A 17,567-nucleotide genomic window follows, 5' to 3' on the forward strand; every position below is an offset into this window, starting at 1 on the left:
GGCTGATTACCCCACTTTCACCATGTGCGGTTGTGCGGAGCGCTCGTTCGGCTGGTGATCCAGGTCGCGGCTGACCAGCAGCAGGACCTCGGCCGAGGCGTCGGTGACCTGGGCCTTGTAGCCGGTGATGGAGCGAGCGAAGACGTTGTAGATCACCACCGCGGGAATCGCGGCAACCAGGCCCAGGGCGGTGGCCAGCAGGGCTTCGGCGATACCCGGGGCAACCACGGCAAGGTTGGTGGTCTGGGTTTTGGCGATGCCGATGAAGCTGTTCATGATGCCCCACACGGTGCCGAACAGGCCGACGAACGGCGCGGTGGAACCGATGGTGGCCAGCACGCCGGTGCCGCTGCTCATGTTGCGGCCGCAGGCAGCTACCAGGCGCTCCAGGCGGAAGCTGACGCGCTCCTTGATGCCTTCCTTCTCGCGGCTGTTGGCCGATAGGCGCATCTCTTCCAGGGCGTCGTGCACCAGCAGGTTGGCCAGGGTGCCCTCCTTGGTGGCGGTGGCGCTGGCTTCCTTGAGGGTGGTGGCCTTTTTCAGTGCGGCGATTTCAGTGCGCAGGCGGCGCTTGGCACCCATCAGCTCGAAGCCTTTGGCGATCCAGATGGTCCAGGTGATGATCGAGGCGATGGCCAGGCCGATCATCACCAGTTTCACGATGATGTCGGCGTTCTGGTACATGCCCCACGGCGACAGGTCATGGGCCATGCCCAGGGTGTTGTCGGCCTCCAGGACTTCAGGAGCGTCTTCGCCGATAGCGGGCTGGCCTTCGGCCTGGACTGGCTCGCCGGCCACTGGGGCTGCGGCTGGAGCGGTCGGGTCGGTGGCCGTATGTTCAGCGGCTGGAGCGGTCGCGGCAGGGGCTGCGGCGGTGGCTGGGGCGTGCTGGTCGGCAAAGGCTGCGGTCGGTGCCAGCAGCAGGCTGCACAACAGCGCTGCAACCGCGCTCATGGCGCGCAGCGGGCTTGGGCGTTTGGTTGGCGAGACGGAGAGTTGGTTGCTTGTCATGCTGGCCGGACCTGAGAGGAGAAAAGGGTGAAATGTCCTTCTAGGCCTCGCAGGGCCGAGAACAAAATGGGCGGTTATTATTGCAAGTAATTCTTGTTAACAGAAGTAATAGAGTATCTTTTTTTCCTTGATTGCTAGCCGTTCGTCCAGTGCGAGGGCTAGTCTTGACCTTTCCCAAAGGAGTTTTCTGATGTCCTCCCCCTCTGTATTGATCGCCGGTTGCGGTGATGTCGGTAGTCGCCTGGCGACTCAACTGCTGGCCGAGCAATGGCAGGTTTACGGCCTGCGTCGCAACGTATCGCGCTTGCCACAGGGGGTGGTGGGCATTGCAGGTGACCTGTTCAGCGAGCAATGCCCCGGGCAATGGCCGCAGAAGGCGCCGGACTATCTGGTGTATTGCGCGGCGGCCACCGAGCATGACGAAGCCGGATATCGCGCGGCTTATGTCGATGGTCTGCAGCATGTACTGGGCTGGCTCAAGCAGCGCGGCCAGGCGCCCAAGCGTTTGCTGTTTGTCTCCAGCAGCAGCGTTTATGAGCAGAAGGACGGTGAGTGGGTCGACGAGACTTCCGTGGCCGAGGCCCAGGCCTACTCCGGACGCATGATGCTGGAAGCCGAGCAGGTGGCTCTGGGCAGCGGTATTCCCGCCACTGTGGTGCGCTTGACCGGCATCTATGGCCCGGGTCGCGAGTGGCTGCTGACCCAGGTGCGCCGGGGTTATCGCGTGGCGATCGAGCCGCCGTTGTACGGCAACCGTATTCACGCGGACGATGCCGCGGGCCTGCTGGCGTTCCTGATCAAGGCGGACCGCAGTGGCACGGCGCTGGATGATTGCTATATCGGCGTGGACGATGCGCCCGCGCCTCTGGCGGAGGTCGTCGACTGGCTGCGCGATTACCTGGGCGTCACCGAATGGGCGGACGATGCCAGCGTGCGTCGTACCGGCAGCAAGCGTTGCAGCAATGCCCGGGCCAGGGCGCTGGGCTGGGTGCCGCGCTATCCGAGTTATCGCGAAGGTTATGCTGCGATTCTGACGACGCAGGGCTAAGTTGCCCGAGCCGCTTGGGGTCGCGGTCGAAGGCTGCGACCGGCTTCCCGAGGGCGTCGCTGCCGACAGGCCGAAGGTCCGGTGGACCTTGTCGCAGCCTGCGGCAGCGGCTACAGGGTAGTTACTGCTTTTCCAGCAACCACTGCTGGCTGCCCGGCGTCAGCGAGGGCACTTCATCCGCCAGGGCGGTATTCACCGCCTGGAAGATCTCCAGCTGTTGATCCTTGCGCACGAAGATCCAGGAGTTGCCCTGGCCGTTGAGCTGCAGCCAGATGCTATCGTTGCCGCCGCTCATCGAGGCGCAGTCGCCAGCCAGGCACAAGGCGTAGCGATCGGCGCCCGGCAGGCCCTGGACGGCGCCGTTTGCCTGGAACTGCACTTCGTTGCCCAGGCCCGGCCCGTTGACGATCTTCCACTTGCCACCCAGATACGCCGAGTACAAGGCGCGCTCGAAGTTGGCGCCTAGCGGCGCGCCTTCGGGGGCGGGGTCTTTGGGGCGGTCGAAGACCTGCTCGGGCTCATTGTCGTTGGCCACTTGCAGCAGTTGCTTGCCGTTGCGCTTCAAGTCGGTGGCGGCGCTGCCATAGAACTCGACTTTTGCAGTGCTGGAACCGTCGCCGATGATCTTGCCTTCGACGGTTTCGAAACCGTTGGTGTAGCGGGCCTGGCCAGCCTTGGTATTGAGCTCCCATTCCAGGTTCGGGCCGTAGGCCTGGAGGGCTTCACGCAAAGGGCCGCCCTTGGAGGCTGCGTCGATCGCTACCTGATTGATCCAGATGCCGCCCACATCGTTTTTGGCGGGGTCGCTGGCACAACCGCCGAGCAGTACGGCGAGCAGCGAAACAGCTAGCGCTTGGCGCATGACGAAATCCTTTCAGAACGAAAACGGCGCAGCCTTGAGGGCTGCGCCGCGGGTGTTACTCGATGACCAGAATGGCATCCATTTCAACCTGTGCACCCTTTGGCAGGGCGGCCACGCCAATGGCGGCGCGGGCTGGGTAAGGCTGTTGGAAATACTTGCCCATGATCTCGTTGACCTTGGCGAAGTGGCTCAGGTCGGTGAGGAAGATGTTCAGCTTGACGATGTCCTTGAACGAACCGCCAGCGGCCTCGGCTACCGACTTGAGGTTTTCGAACACCTGGACGGTCTGGGCTTCGAAGCCTTCCACCAGCTCCATGGTCTTGGGGTCCAGAGGGATCTGGCCGGACATGTAGACGGTGTTGCCAGCCTTGATCGCCTGGGAGTAGGTGCCGATAGCAGCAGGTGCCTTGTCGCTGGTGATAACAGTCTTGGTCATGAATGACTCCTTGTAATGGACGGGCTACGCACGCATGCGGGTGATGCGGATGACCCCGGTCAGGGCGCGCAGTTTCTTGATCACGCGGGCCAGGTGTACGCGGTCGTGCACGCTGACCACCAGTTGGACCACGCTGATGCGACCATCGCGTTCGTCCATGCTGATTTTCTCGATGTTGCCGTCGGCGGCGTTGACGCTGCTGGCCAGCAGCGCGATCAGGCCGCGTTGGTGTTCCAGTTCTACGCGCAGTTCGACGTTGAATTCGCCGGTGACATCCTTGGCCCAGGAGAGCTGGATGCACTTTTCCGGGTTATGGCGGATTTCGCTGATATTGCGGCAGTTGTCCAGGTGCACCACCATCCCCTTGCCGGCGGACAGGTGGCCGACGATCGGATCGCCCGGGATCGGCGTACAGCACTTGGCGTAGCTCAGCACCAGGCCTTCGGTGCCGCGGATTGCCAGCGGGCCTTCCGGGCTTGGCAGCTGTTCGCCTTCGCCCAGCAGGCGGCGCGCCACAACGTAGGCCATGCGGTTGCCCAGGCCGATGTCTTCCAGCAGGTCTTCGATCAGTTCCAGGCGGTATTCCTGGAGAATCGCCTGGATGCGTTCGGCCGGGACCTTTTCCAGGGAGCTGTCGAAGCCGTTGAGCACCTTGTTCAGCAAGCGTTCGCCGAGGCTGATGGACTCGGAGCGGCGCTGCAGCTTGAGAGCATGGCGGATATGGGTGCGGGCCTTGCCGGTGACCACGAAATTCAGCCAGGCCGGGTTCGGGCGCGCGCCCGGGGCGCTGACGATTTCCACTGTGGAACCGCTTTGCAGGGGTTCGGACAGCGGCGCCAGGCGACGATTGATCCGGCAGGCGATGCAGCTGTTGCCGACGTCGGTGTGTACCGCGTAGGCGAAGTCCACCGCGGTGGAGCCTTTGGGCAGCTCCATGATCCGGCCTTTGGGCGTGAACACGTAGACCTCGTCCGGGAACAGGTCGATCTTCACGCTCTCGATGAATTCCAGGGAGTTGCCGGCGCGTTGCTGCATTTCCAGCACGCCCTTGACCCATTGGCGGGCGCGGGCGTGAGTGCCTTTGGGCTGTTCGTCGCCACTGGATTTGTACAGCCAGTGGGCGGCGATGCCGTTATTGGCCATTTCTTCCATTTCCCGGGTACGAATCTGGATCTCGATCGGTACTCCGTGCATGCCGAACAGCGTGGTATGCAGCGACTGATAGCCGTTGGCCTTGGGAATGGCGATGTAGTCCTTGAAGCGTCCCGGCAGCGGCTTGTACAAATTATGTACAGCGCCGAGTACGCGATAGCAGGTGTCTACCTTGTCGACGATGATGCGGAACGCATAAACGTCCATGATCTCGTTGAAGGCTCGACGCTTGCCGCGCATCTTCTTGTAGATGCCGTACAGGTGCTTCTGGCGACCGCTGACCTCGCCCTGGATGCCGTCGATGGCCAGGCAGTGGCTGAGGGATTCCTCGATCTTGTTGACGATTTCCTTGCGGTTGCCCCGGGCGCGCTTGACCGCCTGGTAGATCCGCGCGGAACGCATCGGGTGCATCGCCTTGAAGCCCAGGTCTTCGAATTCGATGCGGATGGCGTGCATGCCCAGGCGGTTGGCGATGGGGGCGTAGATCTCCAGGGTTTCCTTGGCGATCCGCCGACGCTTCTCGCCGGAAAGTACTTCCAGGGTGCGCATGTTGTGCAGGCGGTCGGCCAGCTTGACCAGGATCACGCGAATGTCACGGGCCATGGCCATGGCCATCTTCTGGAAGTTTTCCGCTTGGGCTTCGGCCTTGGTTTCGAAGTTCATCTGGGTCAGTTTGCTGACCCCATCCACCAATTCGGCCACGGTTTCGCCGAACTGCGCGCTGAGCGCTTCCTTGGCGATGCCGGTGTCTTCGATGACGTCATGCAGCATCGCGGCCATCAGGCTCTGATGGTCCATGTGCATGTCGGCAAGAATGTTCGCTACCGCGAGTGGGTGCGTGACGTACGCCTCGCCGCTGCGACGGCGTTGACCGTCATGGGCTTGTTCGGCGTAGAAATACGCTCGGCGGACCAGATTGACCTGGTCCGTGCCGAGATAGGTCGATAAGCGATCGGCGAGGGCGTCTATGCTCGGCATGATGTCTCCTGCCGTAAGCTGTGATCCCGCGCCGTGCTACGTCGACCAGGCATAGGCTCAGACGGCCTCGTTGGACTCGTCCTCGAAAGCAGCGAAAAGCGGCTCATCTTCAACGATTTCGGCTTCGGCGATGGCTGCGTAGTCGATCAGGCCTTCAGCGATTTCGCGCAGGGCGACAACGGTAGGCTTGTCGTTTTCCCATGCTACTTTCGGCTCTTTGCCGCCGGTGGCCAGTTGACGGGCACGCTTGGTAGAGAGCATGACCAGCTCAAAGCGGTTATCCACGTGTTCTAGGCAGTCTTCAACGGTTACGCGGGCCATGGTCTTCCTCGTAGCAAATGCAATATGCGCGCTGCCCGGATGGGCGAGCGGACTCAACAGTTTAAAAAATCACCAGCGTTAAGGGAAGCGCTGATTTTTTAACCAAGCCCTTCAACGCGCTGCAAGTGCCAATGTAAAGCGCTTGCAGCGGTTTTGGGAAGTGCTGTTTTAACCCAGGAGTTCAGCCAGCAATTTGCCGAAACGCTGCTGCTGGCGTTTCTGTTGCAACTGATTGGCGCGGAAAATCGCCTTCAGGTCGCCCAGCGCGTGGGCGAAATCGTCGTTGATGATCAGATAGTCGTAGTCGACGTAGTGGCTCATTTCGCTGACGGCTTCGCGCATCCGCCCGTCGATGACCTCGTCACTGTCCTGCCCACGGTTGGTCAGGCGCTGGTGCAGGGCTTGCAAGGACGGTGGCAGGATGAAGATCGAACGGGCCTGGGGCATCAGCTTGCGTACTTGTTCCGCGCCTTGCCAGTCGATTTCCAGAATCAGGTCGTGGCCTGCGTCCAGGGTTTGCTGCAGGTGGCTTTGCGAGGTTCCGTAGAGGTTGCCGAACACTTCGGCGCGCTCCAGGAAGTCCCCGTGCTCACCCATCTTCACGAACGTCTCGCGGGAGACGAAGTGATAGTTCACGCCGTCCACCTCACCGGGGCGCATGGCACGGGTGGTGTGGGAGACCGAGACGCGAATCTCCGGTTTGGCGTCGGTCAGGGCCTTGACCAGGCTGCTCTTGCCCGCGCCCGACGGCGCGGAAATGATGTACAGGGTGCCGGTGCTGTGGGTCATGTCAGTTGCCTTACTCAATATTCTGCACTTGTTCGCGCATCTGCTCGATCAACACCTTGAGGTTGACCGCAGCTTGGGTGCTGCGCGGGTCGAAGGCCTTGGAGCCCAGTGTGTTGGCTTCGCGGTTGAGTTCCTGCATCAGGAAGTCCAGGCGCCGCCCGGCCGCGCCGCCGGACTTGAGCACGCGACGTACTTCAATGATGTGGGTGCTCAGGCGGTCCAGTTCTTCGGCGACGTCGCTTTTCTGTGCCAGCAGCACCATCTCCTGTTCGAGACGGGTCGGATCCAGCTCAGCCTGCATGTCGGCGAAGCGGTCGAGGATCTTCTGGCGCTGGGTCGCGAGCATCTGCGGGACCAGTTCACGCAGGGTCGCCACGTCTTCCTCGATGGAGGACAGGCGTTCGTCGATCAGCCTGGCCAGTTCGGCGCCTTCCCGTTCGCGGCCATTCTTCAGTTCCTTCAAGCCCTGGTTGAACAGGGCCAGGGCGTCACTGTTCAAGGCTTGCGGGTCAGTAGCGTCGGCCACCAGTACACCCGGCCAGGCCAGGACTTCCAGCGGGTTGAGCGCGGCCGGCTGCTTGATCAAGCTGGCGACGGACTCGGCGGCAGCGACCAGTTGCGCGGCGCGCTCGCGATCCACCTGCAGCGGTTTGCCGGCGGTTTCCTCGATGAAGCGCAAGGTGCACTCGACCTTGCCGCGGGACAGGCCCTGGCGCAGGGCTTCGCGGACCGCGCCTTCAAGGTCGCGAAAGGCTTCCGGCAAACGCAGGTGCGGCTCCAGGTAGCGGCTGTTGACCGAGCGCAGTTCCCAGCTCAGGGTGCCCTGAGTGCCTGCCCGTTCTACCCGGGCGAAGGCGGTCATGCTGTGCACCATGGAGGTACCTCCGATTCAGCGCCGGCACCAACCGTGAGGGGGTTGGGCGGGCCTGATAAAGATGAATTGAAGCCGACAGGCTGCGAAGGCGCAGGATTGTAGCGCAGTGCGGTCGGAGCCCCCAAACCCTGGTGCTGCCAATGCATTGCAGCTCGTCGCAACAGGACTCATCCGCGGTGTAAATGCTCCTTTGACCTTTTTAGGCGTGCCCTGGCGCGGTTGCGGGCTTTATAATGCTCGGCAGTTTTCCGTCCCCGTACAGGTGTTCCCCTATGAAACGTCCAAGTGGTCGCGCCGCCGATCAGCTCCGCTCGATCCGCATCACCCGCAACTACACCAAACACGCCGAGGGATCTGTACTGGTCGAGTTCGGTGATACCAAAGTGATCTGCACGGTCAGCGTCGAGAACGGTGTGCCGCGCTTCCTCAAGGGCCAGGGCCAGGGTTGGCTGACTGCCGAGTACGGCATGCTGCCGCGGGCTACCGGCGAGCGTAACCAGCGCGAAGCCAGCCGTGGCAAGCAGGGCGGTCGGACCCTGGAGATCCAGCGCCTGATCGGCCGTTCGCTGCGCGCCGCACTGGACATGTCCAAGCTGGGCGACGTCACCCTGTATGTCGATTGCGACGTGATCCAGGCCGACGGCGGTACTCGTACCGCATCGATCACTGGCGCCATGGTGGCCCTGGTCGACGCCTTGAAAGTGATCAAGAAGCGCGGTGGCCTGAAAGGCGGCGATCCGCTGAAGCAGATGATTGCCGCGGTATCCGTCGGCATGTACCAGGGCGAACCGGTCCTGGACCTGGATTATCTGGAAGACTCGGCTGCCGAAACCGACCTCAACGTTGTGATGACCAGCACCGGTGGTTTCATCGAAGTGCAGGGCACTGCCGAAGGTGCGCCGTTCCAGCCGGCTGAACTGAATGCGATGCTGGCCCTGGCCCAGCAAGGCATGAACGAAATTTTCCAACTGCAGCAAGCCGCGCTCGCCGATTGATGGGCGCAGGTCTTCAGCAAGGAGAGCACCATGAGTGATGAACAACTGCCGCTGCCTACGCCGAGTCACGAAGTCCGGCAATGGGCGATGTTTTGTCACCTGTCCGCCTTGCTGGGGATCTGGGTTCCTTTCGGCACACTGATCGGACCGTTGATTCTCTGGCAGATGAAGCGCGAAACCGATCCCTTTATCGATGCCCAGGGCAAGGAAGCACTGAACTTCCAGCTGACCGTCGCCATTGCGTCGGCGGTGTGCTTCCTGTTGATGATCGTGGTGATCGGGTTCTTCATGTTCGGCCTGCTGGCGATCGGAGCCCTGGTGCTGACCATCATCGGCGGAGTCAAGGCTGGCGAAGGGGTGCCTTATCGCTACCCCTTCACCTGGCGCCTGATCAAGTAGCTCGAGCAAGCACAAAAAAGCCGACAGCGATGTCGGCTTTTTTGTGGCGGTGAAAGGACGCTTAGATGGTCAGCGTCCAGTCATAGTCCACGATCAGCGGTGCGTGCTGCGAGAAGCGTGGCTGGCGCGGCAGGCGAGCGCTGCGGACAAAGCGACGCAGGCCGGGAGTCAGCAACTGGTAGTCGAAACGCCAGCCCAGGTTCAGCATCTCGGCCTGTTCGTTGTCCGGCCACCAGCTGTACTGGTCGCCTTCACGGCTGACTTCACGCAATGCGTCGACATAACCCATGTTGCCAATGATCTCGTCCATCCAGGCACGCTCAGGTGCCAGGAAGCCCGGAGATTGCTGGCTGTCGCGCCAGTTCTTGATATCCAGCTTCTGTTGCGCCACGTACAGCGAGCCACAATAAATGTACTCGCGACGTTTGCGCCGCTGTTTATCCAGATAACGGGCGAAATCGTCCATTAGCTTGAACTTCTGGTTCAAGTCTTCATCGCCGTTCTGCCCTGATGGAAGCAGCAAGGTCGCGATGCTGACCTTGTCGAAATCGGCTTGCAGGTAGCGCCCGTAACGATCGGCTGTCTCGAAGCCGAGGCCGCTGATGACCGCCTTCGGCTGCAACCGCGAATACAAAGCCACACCGCCTTGGGCAGGGACTTCGGCATCGCAGGCATAAAGGAAGTAGCCATCCAGTTGGAAGGCTGGGTCGTCCAGTTCAAAGGCAGAGGCGCGGGTGTCCTGCAGGCAGATGACGTCGGCATTCTGTGCCTGCAGCCAACTGAGCAAACCACGCTCCACTGCAGCCTGAATACCATTGACGTTCACACTGATGATCCGCATAAATGGCCCCAAAAATCACGTGCGTGTATGATACCCGAGCTCTACCTAATTAGCTAAATCCGTGGTATCTGGGGTTTTTTCATGCAGGCGTATCAGCGCGATTTCATTCGTTTTGCCATCGATCGCGGGGTTTTGCGCTTCGGTGAGTTCACCCTGAAGTCCGGGCGCACCAGCCCTTACTTCTTCAATGCCGGCCTGTTCAACAGCGGTTCGGCGCTGGCCCAGCTGGGGCGTTTCTACGCCGCGGCAATCGTCGAAAGCGGCATTCCCTTCGATGTGCTGTTTGGCCCGGCCTATAAAGGCATTCCTCTGGCGGCGGCCACTGCGGTGGCGCTTGCCGAGCATCACCAGCGCGATCTGCCCTGGTGCTTCAACCGCAAGGAAGCCAAGGCTCACGGCGAAGGCGGCAGCCTGGTGGGGGCTCCCTTGACCGGCGATGTGCTGATCATCGACGACGTGATCACCGCCGGCACGGCGATCCGCGAAGTGATGCAGATCATCGAGTCCCAGGACGGCGCCAAAGCGGCCGGGGTGCTGATCGCCTTGAACCGTCAGGAACGCGGCAACGGCGAGTTGTCGGCGATCCAGGAGGTCGAGCGTGACTTCGGCATTCCGGTGGTGAGCATTGTCTCCCTGACCCAGGTCCTGCAGTTCCTGGCGGATGATCCGGCGCTCAAGCAGCATCTGCCGGCGGTGGAAGCCTACCGCGCGCAGTACGGAATCTGACCTGTAGGAGCCGGCTTGCCGGCGAAGAGGCCTTTGGGCCTTGAGTTGCCCGCGTGAGTGCCTTCGCCGGCAAGCCGGCTCCCACAAAGATTGCGTCGATAAAAAAGCCCCCGCCCGGGATCCCGGGCGGGGGCTTTTTTTGTGCCTGGTGCTTAAGGACGCTTGCGGTTGCTGATCAGGGTGCCGACACCCGTATCGGTGAAGATCTCCAGCAGGATCGCGTTGGGCACGCGACCGTCGATGATCAGCGAACTGCCGACCCCGCCTTGCACGGCTTCCAGCGCGCAGCGGATTTTCGGCAGCATGCCGCCGTAGATGGTGCCGTCGGCGATCAGCTCGTCGACCTGCTGGGTGCTCAGGCCGGTGAGGACCTTGCCCGACTTGTCCATCAGGCCGGCGATGTTGGTCAGCAGCATCAGCTTTTCGGCTTTCAATGCTTCGGCCACCTTGCCAGCCACCAGATCGGCGTTGATGTTGTAGGACTCGCCGTTGGCGCCGACCCCGATCGGTGCAATCACCGGGATGAAATCACCCTTGACCAGCAGGTTCAGCAGGTCGGTGTTGATCCCGACCACTTCGCCCACATGGCCGATATCGATGATTTCCGGGGTGGTCATTTCCGGCGTCTGGCGGGTCACGGTGAGTTTTTTCGCCCGGATCAGCTCGGCATCCTTGCCGGTCAGGCCGATGGCGCTGCCGCCGTGACGGTTGATCAGGTTGACGATGTCCTTGTTGACCTGGCCACCGAGGACCATCTCCACCACGTCCATGGTTTGCGCATCGGTCACGCGCATGCCATCGACGAAGTGGCTTTCAATGGAAAGGCGCTTGAGCAGGTCACCGATCTGCGGGCCGCCACCGTGCACCACCACCGGGTTGATCCCGACAGCCTTCATCAGCACGATGTCGCGGGCGAAGCCGGTTTTCAGCTCCTCGCTTTCCATAGCGTTGCCGCCGTACTTGATCACCAGGGTCTTGCCGACATAGCGGCGAATATAAGGCAGCGCTTCGGATAGGACCTTGGCGGTATTGGCGGCGGCATCGCGTTCGATGGTCATTCAGGGCTCCGGTGCTTCAAACAATCAAAACGGTAGTTGGAGATCAGGTGCAACACGTTTCAGCTGGGTGTGGAACACATCCTTGATGCGCTGCAGTTCGGCTGCATCATCAGCCTCGAAGCGCAGCACCAGCACAGGGGTGGTGTTGGAGGCGCGAACCAGGCCCCAGCCCTTGGCATAGTCGACCCGCACCCCGTCAATGGTGGTCAGGTCGGCGCCTGCACCCCACTGCGCGTCGTGCAGGGCGTCAATGATGCTGAATTTGCTCTCTTCGGTCACATGGATATTGATTTCCGGCGTAGAAATATCGTTCGGGAAGGTGGCGAACAGCTCTTCCGCGGTGGATTTTTCCTTGCTGAGGATCTCCAGCAACCGTGCGGCGCTATAAATGCCGTCGTCGAAGCCGAACCAGCGTTCCTTGAAGAACACATGGCCGCTCATTTCGCCGGCCAGAAGAGCGCCGGTCTGCTTCATTTTCTTTTTGATCAACGAGTGACCGGTCTTCCACATTAGCGGGCGACCGCCATATTCCTTGATCAGCGGAATCAGGCGTCGGGTGCATTTGACGTCGAAGATGATCTCCGCATCCGGGTTGCGCGCCACCACGTCCTTGGCGAACAGCATCAGCAGGCGGTCGGGGAAGACGATGCTGCCGGTGTTGGTCACCACACCGACACGATCGCCGTCGCCGTCGAAGGCCAGGCCCAGGTCGGCGCCGGTTTCCTTGACCTTGGCAATCAGGTCCTCGAGGTTCTCGGGCTTGCCCGGATCCGGGTGGTGGTTGGGGAAGTTGCCGTCCACTTCGCAGAACAGCGGGATCACTTCGCAGTTCAGGGCTTCGATCAACTGTGGGGCAATCACCCCGGCGGCGCCGTTGCCGCAATCCACCACGACTTTCAGGCGGCGGGCCAGCTTGACGTCACGGATGATCTCCTCGGCGTAGCGCGGCAGGATGTCGACCTGGGTGACGCTGCCCTGGGCGCTGCTCAGGTTGTTGCTCTTGAGGCGCTCGTGCAGGGCCTGGATCTGTTCATTGGCCAGGGTGTCGCCGGCGATGACGATCTTGAAACCGTTGTAGTTCGAGGGGTTGTGGCTGCCGGTGAGCATTACGCCGGACTTGCCGGCCAGTACGTTGGCCGCGTAATACAGGGCCGGGGTCGGCACCAGGCCGACGTCGCTGACGTGGCAGCCGCTGTCGTGCAGGCCCTGGATCAGTTGCGCCACCAGTTCCGGCCCGGACAGGCGGCCATCGCGGCCCACGGAGACGTTCGGCTCACCCTGGGCCAGGCTCTGGGAGCCGATGGCGCGGCCGATCCAGTAGGCGGTTTCAGCAGTCAGGGTTTGCGGGACAACGCCGCGGATGTCGTAGGCGCGGAAGATGCTGTCGGGGAATTTCGGGGCGACTTTAGCTGCGTTGCTCATCACTGAGGGTGCTCCATCTGAAGGGGTGCAGTACGGCCGTGGGAGGACAGGCCGGCAGGCTCAAACTGAAGGGTATGACGGCGTTTTCAGCATAGAGTTCGTACTGCGAAAGTGCCATCTGACGGGCTCCGTCCCCTCCGGAACCGGTCAGCAGCCCGGCCTGGCGGGGGCCAGGCACCCTGCAAAAAAATGCTGGCCCTCGGTCCTTGATTGCTCTCGCAAGGGGGCGGAGCAGGCAGGCTGCCCACTCCGAGAGGCAGATCAGTGGCTGCCGGAGTGGCCGAAGCCACCTGCGCCACGCTGGCTTTCATCAAAGGCTTCGACCACTTCGAAATGCGCCTGGACCACAGGCACCAGCACCAGTTGGGCGATGCGCTCGCCGACGGCGATGTTGAAGGCGGTCTGGCCACGGTTCCAGCAGGACACCATCAGTTCGCCCTGGTAGTCCGAGTCGATCAGGCCCACCAGGTTGCCCAGCACGATGCCGTGCTTATGGCCCAGGCCGGAGCGCGGCAGGATCAGCGCCGCCAGGCCCGGGTCGCCAATGTAGACCGACAGCCCGGTAGGGATCAGCAGCGTCTGGCCTGGCTGCAGAAGGGTGTCTTCCTTGAGCATGGCTCGCAGGTCGAGGCCGGCGGAGCCCGGCGTGGCGTACTGCGGCAGAGGGAATTCGTTGCCGATGCGTGGGTCGAGGATCTTGGCTTGTAAAGCGTGCATGCGAGTTAAACCTGGTTCAGCCGTTCGGCGATAAAAGAGATCAGTTGGCGGGCAATCTTGCCCTTGCTGGTCTGGGCGAAGAGAGTTGCGTGCAACTCCCGGTCAATCACGCTGCAGGCGTTTTCCTCGCTGTTGAAGCCAATGCTCGGGTTGGCAACGTCGTTGGCGACGATCAGGTCGAGGTTCTTGTCCTTCAATTTGCGTGCAGCGTAGTCGAGCAAGTTTTCGGTTTCTGCGGCGAAACCGACACTGAAAGGCCGATCCGGACGGCTGGCAATGGTGGCCAGGATGTCCGGGTTGCGCACCATCTGCAGCAACAGGCCGTCACCTTTCGTAGGGTCTTTCTTTAATTTCTGTGGGGCGACGACTTCCGGCCGGTAGTCCGCGACCGCCGCAGAGGCGATGAAAACGTCGCATGGGATCGCCGACTCACAGGCCGCGAGCATGTCCCGGGCGCTGACAACGTCGATCCGCGTGACTCTATCGGGGGTTGGCAGGTGTACCGGCCCAGTGATCAGGGTCACCCGGGCACCGGCTTCAACCGCGGCCTCGGCCAGGGCGAAGCCCATTTTTCCTGAGCTATGGTTGGTGATGTAGCGTACCGGGTCGATGTTTTCCTGGGTCGGCCCGGCGGTAATCAGCAGGTGCTTGCCGGTCAGCGCCAGATGCTGGAAGCAATCGGCGGCGCACTGGGCCAGGTCGTTGGCCTCCAGCATGCGGCCCAGGCCGACATCGCCACAGGCCTGGCTGCCGGAAGCCGGGCCGAAGACCTTCAGGCCACGGCTTTGCAGCAGTTGGGTGTTGGCTTGGGTGGCAGGGTCGCGCCACATGGCCTGATTCATCGCCGGGGCGATGGCGACGATGGCATCGGTGGCCAGCACCAGGGTGGTCAGCAGATCGTCGGCAATGCCCTGGGCCAGGCGGGCAATCAGGTCCGCGGTGGCCGGCGCGATCAGCACCAGGTCGGCCCACTTGGCCAGCTCGATATGGCCCATGGCGGCTTCGGCAGCCGGGTCCAGCAGGTCGAGGTGGACCGGGTGCCCGGAGAGCGCTTGCATGGTCAGCGGGGTAATGAATTCACTGCCGCCCCGGGTCATGACCACGCGCACTTCGGCGCCCTGGTCGAGGAGTCGGCGAACCAGCTCCGCGCTCTTGTAGGCGGCAATGCCGCCGCCGACGCCGAGCACGATGCGTTTCCGATACAGCCGCTGCATAGGCCTGTCTTTCCGTTCAGTGATTGCTGCGTGGCATGCCCCCTCCCCAGGTGAAATACCACGCAAAAAAGAGGGGGCTAAGATAGCACAGCGCCCGCTGTCGAACAGCGGCGCCATGCACAGGGAGGTGTGATGAGTATTCGTGACTGGCCCGCGGCGGAGCGTCCGCGGGAACGGCTTCTGGAGCAGGGCGCCATCAGCCTTTCCGACGCCGAGCTACTGGCTATTTTCCTGCGCACCGGGGTGGCCGGTAAAAGCGCGGTGGACCTGGCGCGGCATCTGTTGCGGCGCTTTGGCAGCCTGCGCAGGCTGCTGGAGGCCGATCAACTGACCTTCACCCGCCAACTGGGGCTGGGCCCGGCCAAGTACGCCTTGTTGCAGGCGGTGCTGGAAATGGCCCGCCGGCATCTGGCGGAGAAACTGCATCGCCAGTCCGCGTTGGAGAACCCGCTGGTGGTGCGCGATTACCTGAAGTCGATGCTGCGCCACGAGCCCCATGAAGTGTTCGGTTGCCTGTTTCTCGACACGCGGCATCGTGTACTGACCTTCGAAGTGCTGTTTCAGGGCTCCATCGACAGCACCACGGTGTACCCGCGGCAGGTGATCAAGCGCGCCTTGGCGCACAATGCAGCGGCGGTGATCCTCTGCCACAACCATCCGTCAGGCATTTGCGAGCCCAGCCCGGCCGACCGGGTAGTGACCCGACGTTTGCAGGAGGCACTGGAGTTGATCGATGTGCGGGTGCTGGACCACTTCATCGTGGGGGAGGGCGACCCGCTGTCGATGGCCGAGTACGGCTGGATCTGAATGCAGCCGGCTTCAAGGCCTGGGTGGGCCTTGAAGCCGGCCGGCAGTTCACTTGATGCTGACTTTCGAATAGTCCTGGCGCCCGAAGGGGCTCACCTGGTAGCCCTCGACCTGCTTGCGAGTCAGGGCGAATGCGGTCGGGTGTGCCAGGGGCAGCCACAGCGCCTGCTGCTGGATCTGGGTCTGGGCCTGTTGGTACAGCTTGCTGCGCACACCCTGTTCGCTGGTGGTCTTGCCGGCCGTGATCAGCTTGTCCAGGTTCTGGTCGCAGTAGCGGGCGAAGTTGGTGCCGGACTTGACGGCGGCGCAGGTGAACTGTGGCGAGAGGAAGTTATCCGGGTCGCCGTTGTCGCCAGCCCAGCCCATGAACAGCAGGTCGTGTTCGCCGGCCTTGGCGCGGCGGATCAGTTCACCCCATTCGATCACGCGGATTTCCGCCTGGATCCCCACTTGGGCCAGGTCCGATTGCAGCAACTGTGCGCCCAGGCTGGGGTTGGGGTTGAGCAGGCTGCCAGAAGGGCGGGTCCAGATGGTGGTCTGGAAGCCGTTCTTCAGGCCAGCCTTGGCCAGCAGTTGGCGAGCCTTTTCCGGGTCGTGGGCGTACCCGGGCAGGTCCTTGGCGTAGCTCCAGGTATTGGGCGGGTAAGGGCCGTTGGCGGCTTCGGCGGTGCCTTCAAAGACCGCCTTGAGGTAGCTGCCCTTGTCGAAGGCCAGGTTGATTGCCTGGCGTACCTCGGGTTTGTCCAGGGGTGGGTGCTGGCTGTTGATGGCGACGAAGGCGGTCATGAAGGCTGCGGTGTGCTCGACCTTCAGTGCCGGATCCTCGCTGGCGGCCTGGACATCCAGGGGCTTGGGCGACAGCGCGATCTGGCACTCGTTGCGGCGCAGCTTCTGCAGGCGCACGTTGGCGTCCGGGGTGATGGCAAAGATCAGCGAATCGACCGCAGGCTTGCCGGCAAAGTAGTCGCGGTTGGCCTTGTAGCGGATCGAGGCGTCTTTCTGGAAGCGCCCGAAGATGAACGGGCCGCTGCCGATCGGCTGGCTGTTGAGCTTCTCCGGGGTGCCGGCCTTGAGCAGTTGCTCGGCGTACTCCGCCGAGTAGATCGAGGCGAAGCCCATGCTCAGGGTGGCGAGGAAGGTCGAATCGGCGTGGTCCAGGGTAAAGCGTACGGTCAGCGGGTCCAGGGCATCGATCTTCTTGATCAGGCTGGGCAACTGCAGGGATTGGGCGTGGGGAAAGCCGCTCTGGGCGATCTTGTGCCACGGATGGGCCGGATCGAGCATGCGCTCGAAGCTGAACTTGACGTCTTCGGCGGTCAGCTCGCGGCTGGGGTTGAAATACTCGGTGCGGTGGAACTTGACCTTGGGGTGCAGCTTGAACACGTAGGTCAGGCCGTCGGCAGAGACCTCCCAGCTGTCGGCAAGGCTGGGGACTACCTTGCCGCTATCGGCGTCGAACTCCACCAGGCGGTTCATCAGCACGTCGGCGGATGCGTTGGTGGTGGTCAGTGAGTTGTACTGCACCACGTCGAAGCCCTCCGGGCTGGCTTCGGTGCAGACGCTCAGCGCGGCAGCCTGGGCCAGGGGGCTCAGGAGAGGGGCGAGCAGGAGCGGGAGGGCGGCAAGACGCATGGTCGGGTTCCTTGTGCAGATCGAAAGCCCATCTGCGAGTGCAGTCTGGAAATGCCTTACCCTAGTGGGCTCTTTGTAAAATGACTATCCCTTTTGTATCGAGTGACGAAACCTCGGGCTCGGCCGGGGTTCCAGGCGTGATTTTCCGCAGGCATGACCGCGTTCTATGGCGGTTTTGTGCCTGGGGTTTCGGGAGAAATATATTCTGCGACGAGCGGTAGATTTCTGCGGTAGCCTTTGCCGCAGGCGTCCGGCGCAAGAAAATCAGGACTTTTCGTCATCCTG

17 protein-coding genes and 1 pseudogene are annotated in these 17,567 nt (G+C 62.3%); 5 read left to right on the forward strand and 13 right to left on the reverse strand.

What is annotated here, in order from left to right:
• Positions 1-6: 6 nt before the first annotated feature.
• Positions 7-1,011 (reverse strand): tonB-system energizer ExbB, encoded by a 1,005-nt coding sequence (gene exbB / locus A9971_RS17925; protein ID WP_015637473.1) that lies wholly within the window; start codon positions 1,009-1,011, stop codon positions 7-9.
• 190 nt (positions 1,012-1,201) lie between these two features.
• On the opposite strand from exbB, the gene A9971_RS17930 reads away from it, so the two are divergent.
• Positions 1,202-2,059: an SDR family oxidoreductase gene (locus A9971_RS17930; RefSeq protein ID WP_183001232.1), complete on the forward strand. Its 858-nt coding sequence runs from the start codon at positions 1,202-1,204 to the stop codon at positions 2,057-2,059.
• 121 nt (positions 2,060-2,180) lie between these two features.
• On the opposite strand, the gene A9971_RS17935 is transcribed toward A9971_RS17930, so the two are convergent.
• The 6 genes from A9971_RS17935 to A9971_RS17960 form a co-directional block, all read right to left on the reverse strand.
• A complete protein-coding gene (locus A9971_RS17935; protein WP_011064233.1) occupies positions 2,181-2,921 on the reverse strand; it encodes a hypothetical protein in 741 nt (246 codons plus the stop codon).
• 55 nt (positions 2,922-2,976) lie between these two features.
• Positions 2,977-3,357 carry a RidA family protein gene (locus tag A9971_RS17940; protein ID WP_007921133.1) on the reverse strand — a complete coding sequence of 127 codons (381 nt, stop codon included), beginning with the start codon at positions 3,355-3,357 and terminating at the stop codon, positions 2,977-2,979.
• Positions 3,358-3,381: 24 nt separating this feature from the next.
• Entirely contained in the window at positions 3,382-5,487 is a 2,106-nt protein-coding gene (gene spoT, locus A9971_RS17945) for a bifunctional GTP diphosphokinase/guanosine-3',5'-bis pyrophosphate 3'-pyrophosphohydrolase (protein WP_011064232.1), read from the reverse strand.
• Between the two features lie 57 nt (positions 5,488-5,544).
• Positions 5,545-5,808, reverse strand: a complete 264-nt coding sequence (rpoZ, locus tag A9971_RS17950) for a DNA-directed RNA polymerase subunit omega (protein ID WP_007921129.1) — start codon at positions 5,806-5,808, stop codon at positions 5,545-5,547.
• A gap of 168 nt (positions 5,809-5,976) precedes the next feature.
• Positions 5,977-6,597, reverse strand: coding sequence for a guanylate kinase (gene gmk, locus A9971_RS17955; protein ID WP_011064231.1), 621 nt, complete (start codon positions 6,595-6,597; stop codon positions 5,977-5,979).
• A gap of 10 nt (positions 6,598-6,607) precedes the next feature.
• Positions 6,608-7,471: a YicC/YloC family endoribonuclease gene (locus tag A9971_RS17960; protein WP_015637471.1), complete on the reverse strand. Its 864-nt coding sequence runs from the start codon at positions 7,469-7,471 to the stop codon at positions 6,608-6,610.
• 272 nt (positions 7,472-7,743) lie between these two features.
• Between A9971_RS17960 and rph the strand changes: the two genes are divergently transcribed.
• Positions 7,744-8,466 carry a ribonuclease PH gene (gene rph, locus A9971_RS17965; RefSeq protein ID WP_011064229.1) on the forward strand — a complete coding sequence of 241 codons (723 nt, stop codon included), beginning with the start codon at positions 7,744-7,746 and terminating at the stop codon, positions 8,464-8,466.
• A gap of 30 nt (positions 8,467-8,496) precedes the next feature.
• Positions 8,497-8,865, forward strand: a complete 369-nt coding sequence (locus A9971_RS17970; RefSeq protein WP_011064228.1) for a DUF4870 domain-containing protein — start codon at positions 8,497-8,499, stop codon at positions 8,863-8,865.
• Positions 8,866-8,926: 61 nt separating this feature from the next.
• Here A9971_RS17970 and A9971_RS17975 read toward each other — a convergent pair whose 3' ends face one another.
• The gene (locus A9971_RS17975; protein ID WP_011064227.1) at positions 8,927-9,706 is read right to left on the reverse strand and encodes an exodeoxyribonuclease III; all 780 of its coding nucleotides are present in this window, start codon (positions 9,704-9,706) and stop codon (positions 8,927-8,929) included.
• An 81-nt stretch (positions 9,707-9,787) separates the two neighbouring features.
• Here A9971_RS17975 and pyrE point away from each other — a divergent pair, with 81 nt between their 5' ends.
• Positions 9,788-10,432, forward strand: a complete 645-nt coding sequence (gene pyrE / locus A9971_RS17980) for an orotate phosphoribosyltransferase (protein ID WP_011064226.1) — start codon at positions 9,788-9,790, stop codon at positions 10,430-10,432.
• Between the two features lie 152 nt (positions 10,433-10,584).
• Here pyrE and argB read toward each other — a convergent pair whose 3' ends face one another.
• The 4 genes and pseudogenes from argB to coaBC all read right to left on the reverse strand — a co-directional run bounded on the left by argB (position 10,585) and on the right by coaBC (position 14,843).
• Complete coding sequence (argB, locus tag A9971_RS17985) at positions 10,585-11,490, reverse strand: acetylglutamate kinase (protein WP_011064225.1); 906 nt, start codon at positions 11,488-11,490, stop codon at positions 10,585-10,587.
• Between the two features lie 24 nt (positions 11,491-11,514).
• Positions 11,515-12,915: pseudogene (locus A9971_RS17990) on the reverse strand (phosphomannomutase/phosphoglucomutase); the annotation flags it as partial.
• A gap of 258 nt (positions 12,916-13,173) precedes the next feature.
• Positions 13,174-13,629 (reverse strand): dUTP diphosphatase, encoded by a 456-nt coding sequence (dut, locus tag A9971_RS17995; protein ID WP_041120387.1) that lies wholly within the window; start codon positions 13,627-13,629, stop codon positions 13,174-13,176.
• 5 nt (positions 13,630-13,634) lie between these two features.
• Positions 13,635-14,843, reverse strand: a complete 1,209-nt coding sequence (gene coaBC, locus A9971_RS18000; RefSeq protein ID WP_011064222.1) for a bifunctional phosphopantothenoylcysteine decarboxylase/phosphopantothenate--cysteine ligase CoaBC — start codon at positions 14,841-14,843, stop codon at positions 13,635-13,637.
• A 132-nt stretch (positions 14,844-14,975) separates the two neighbouring features.
• Here coaBC and radC point away from each other — a divergent pair, with 132 nt between their 5' ends.
• The gene (gene radC / locus A9971_RS18005) at positions 14,976-15,650 is read left to right on the forward strand and encodes a DNA repair protein RadC (RefSeq protein WP_011064221.1); all 675 of its coding nucleotides are present in this window, start codon (positions 14,976-14,978) and stop codon (positions 15,648-15,650) included.
• A gap of 48 nt (positions 15,651-15,698) precedes the next feature.
• Here the strand turns inward: radC and A9971_RS18010 are convergent, their stop codons facing one another.
• Positions 15,699-17,282 (reverse strand): ABC transporter substrate-binding protein, encoded by a 1,584-nt coding sequence (locus A9971_RS18010; protein ID WP_011064220.1) that lies wholly within the window; start codon positions 17,280-17,282, stop codon positions 15,699-15,701.
• Positions 17,283-17,567: the final 285 nt, after the last annotated feature.

It is taken from the genome of Pseudomonas sp. UME65 (assembly GCF_014170225.1).
GTDB classification, from domain to species: Bacteria; Pseudomonadota; Gammaproteobacteria; order Pseudomonadales; family Pseudomonadaceae; genus Aquipseudomonas; species Aquipseudomonas protegens.

Coding starts and splice junctions, on each gene's coding strand:
- exbB (WP_015637473.1), bottom strand. CDS start 1,011: ATGACAAGCAACCAACTCTCCGTCTCGCCAACCAAACGCCCAAGCCCG.
- A9971_RS17930 (WP_183001232.1), top strand. CDS start 1,202: ATGTCCTCCCCCTCTGTATTGATCGCCGGTTGCGGTGATGTCGGTAGT.
- A9971_RS17935 (WP_011064233.1), bottom strand. CDS start 2,921: ATGCGCCAAGCGCTAGCTGTTTCGCTGCTCGCCGTACTGCTCGGCGGT.
- A9971_RS17940 (WP_007921133.1), bottom strand. CDS start 3,357: ATGACCAAGACTGTTATCACCAGCGACAAGGCACCTGCTGCTATCGGC.
- spoT (WP_011064232.1), bottom strand. CDS start 5,487: ATGCCGAGCATAGACGCCCTCGCCGATCGCTTATCGACCTATCTCGGC.
- rpoZ (WP_007921129.1), bottom strand. CDS start 5,808: ATGGCCCGCGTAACCGTTGAAGACTGCCTAGAACACGTGGATAACCGC.
- gmk (WP_011064231.1), bottom strand. CDS start 6,597: ATGACCCACAGCACCGGCACCCTGTACATCATTTCCGCGCCGTCGGGC.
- A9971_RS17960 (WP_015637471.1), bottom strand. CDS start 7,471: ATGGTGCACAGCATGACCGCCTTCGCCCGGGTAGAACGGGCAGGCACT.
- rph (WP_011064229.1), top strand. CDS start 7,744: ATGAAACGTCCAAGTGGTCGCGCCGCCGATCAGCTCCGCTCGATCCGC.
- A9971_RS17970 (WP_011064228.1), top strand. CDS start 8,497: ATGAGTGATGAACAACTGCCGCTGCCTACGCCGAGTCACGAAGTCCGG.
- A9971_RS17975 (WP_011064227.1), bottom strand. CDS start 9,706: ATGCGGATCATCAGTGTGAACGTCAATGGTATTCAGGCTGCAGTGGAG.
- pyrE (WP_011064226.1), top strand. CDS start 9,788: ATGCAGGCGTATCAGCGCGATTTCATTCGTTTTGCCATCGATCGCGGG.
- argB (WP_011064225.1), bottom strand. CDS start 11,490: ATGACCATCGAACGCGATGCCGCCGCCAATACCGCCAAGGTCCTATCC.
- dut (WP_041120387.1), bottom strand. CDS start 13,629: ATGCACGCTTTACAAGCCAAGATCCTCGACCCACGCATCGGCAACGAA.
- coaBC (WP_011064222.1), bottom strand. CDS start 14,843: ATGCAGCGGCTGTATCGGAAACGCATCGTGCTCGGCGTCGGCGGCGGC.
- radC (WP_011064221.1), top strand. CDS start 14,976: ATGAGTATTCGTGACTGGCCCGCGGCGGAGCGTCCGCGGGAACGGCTT.
- A9971_RS18010 (WP_011064220.1), bottom strand. CDS start 17,282: ATGCGTCTTGCCGCCCTCCCGCTCCTGCTCGCCCCTCTCCTGAGCCCC.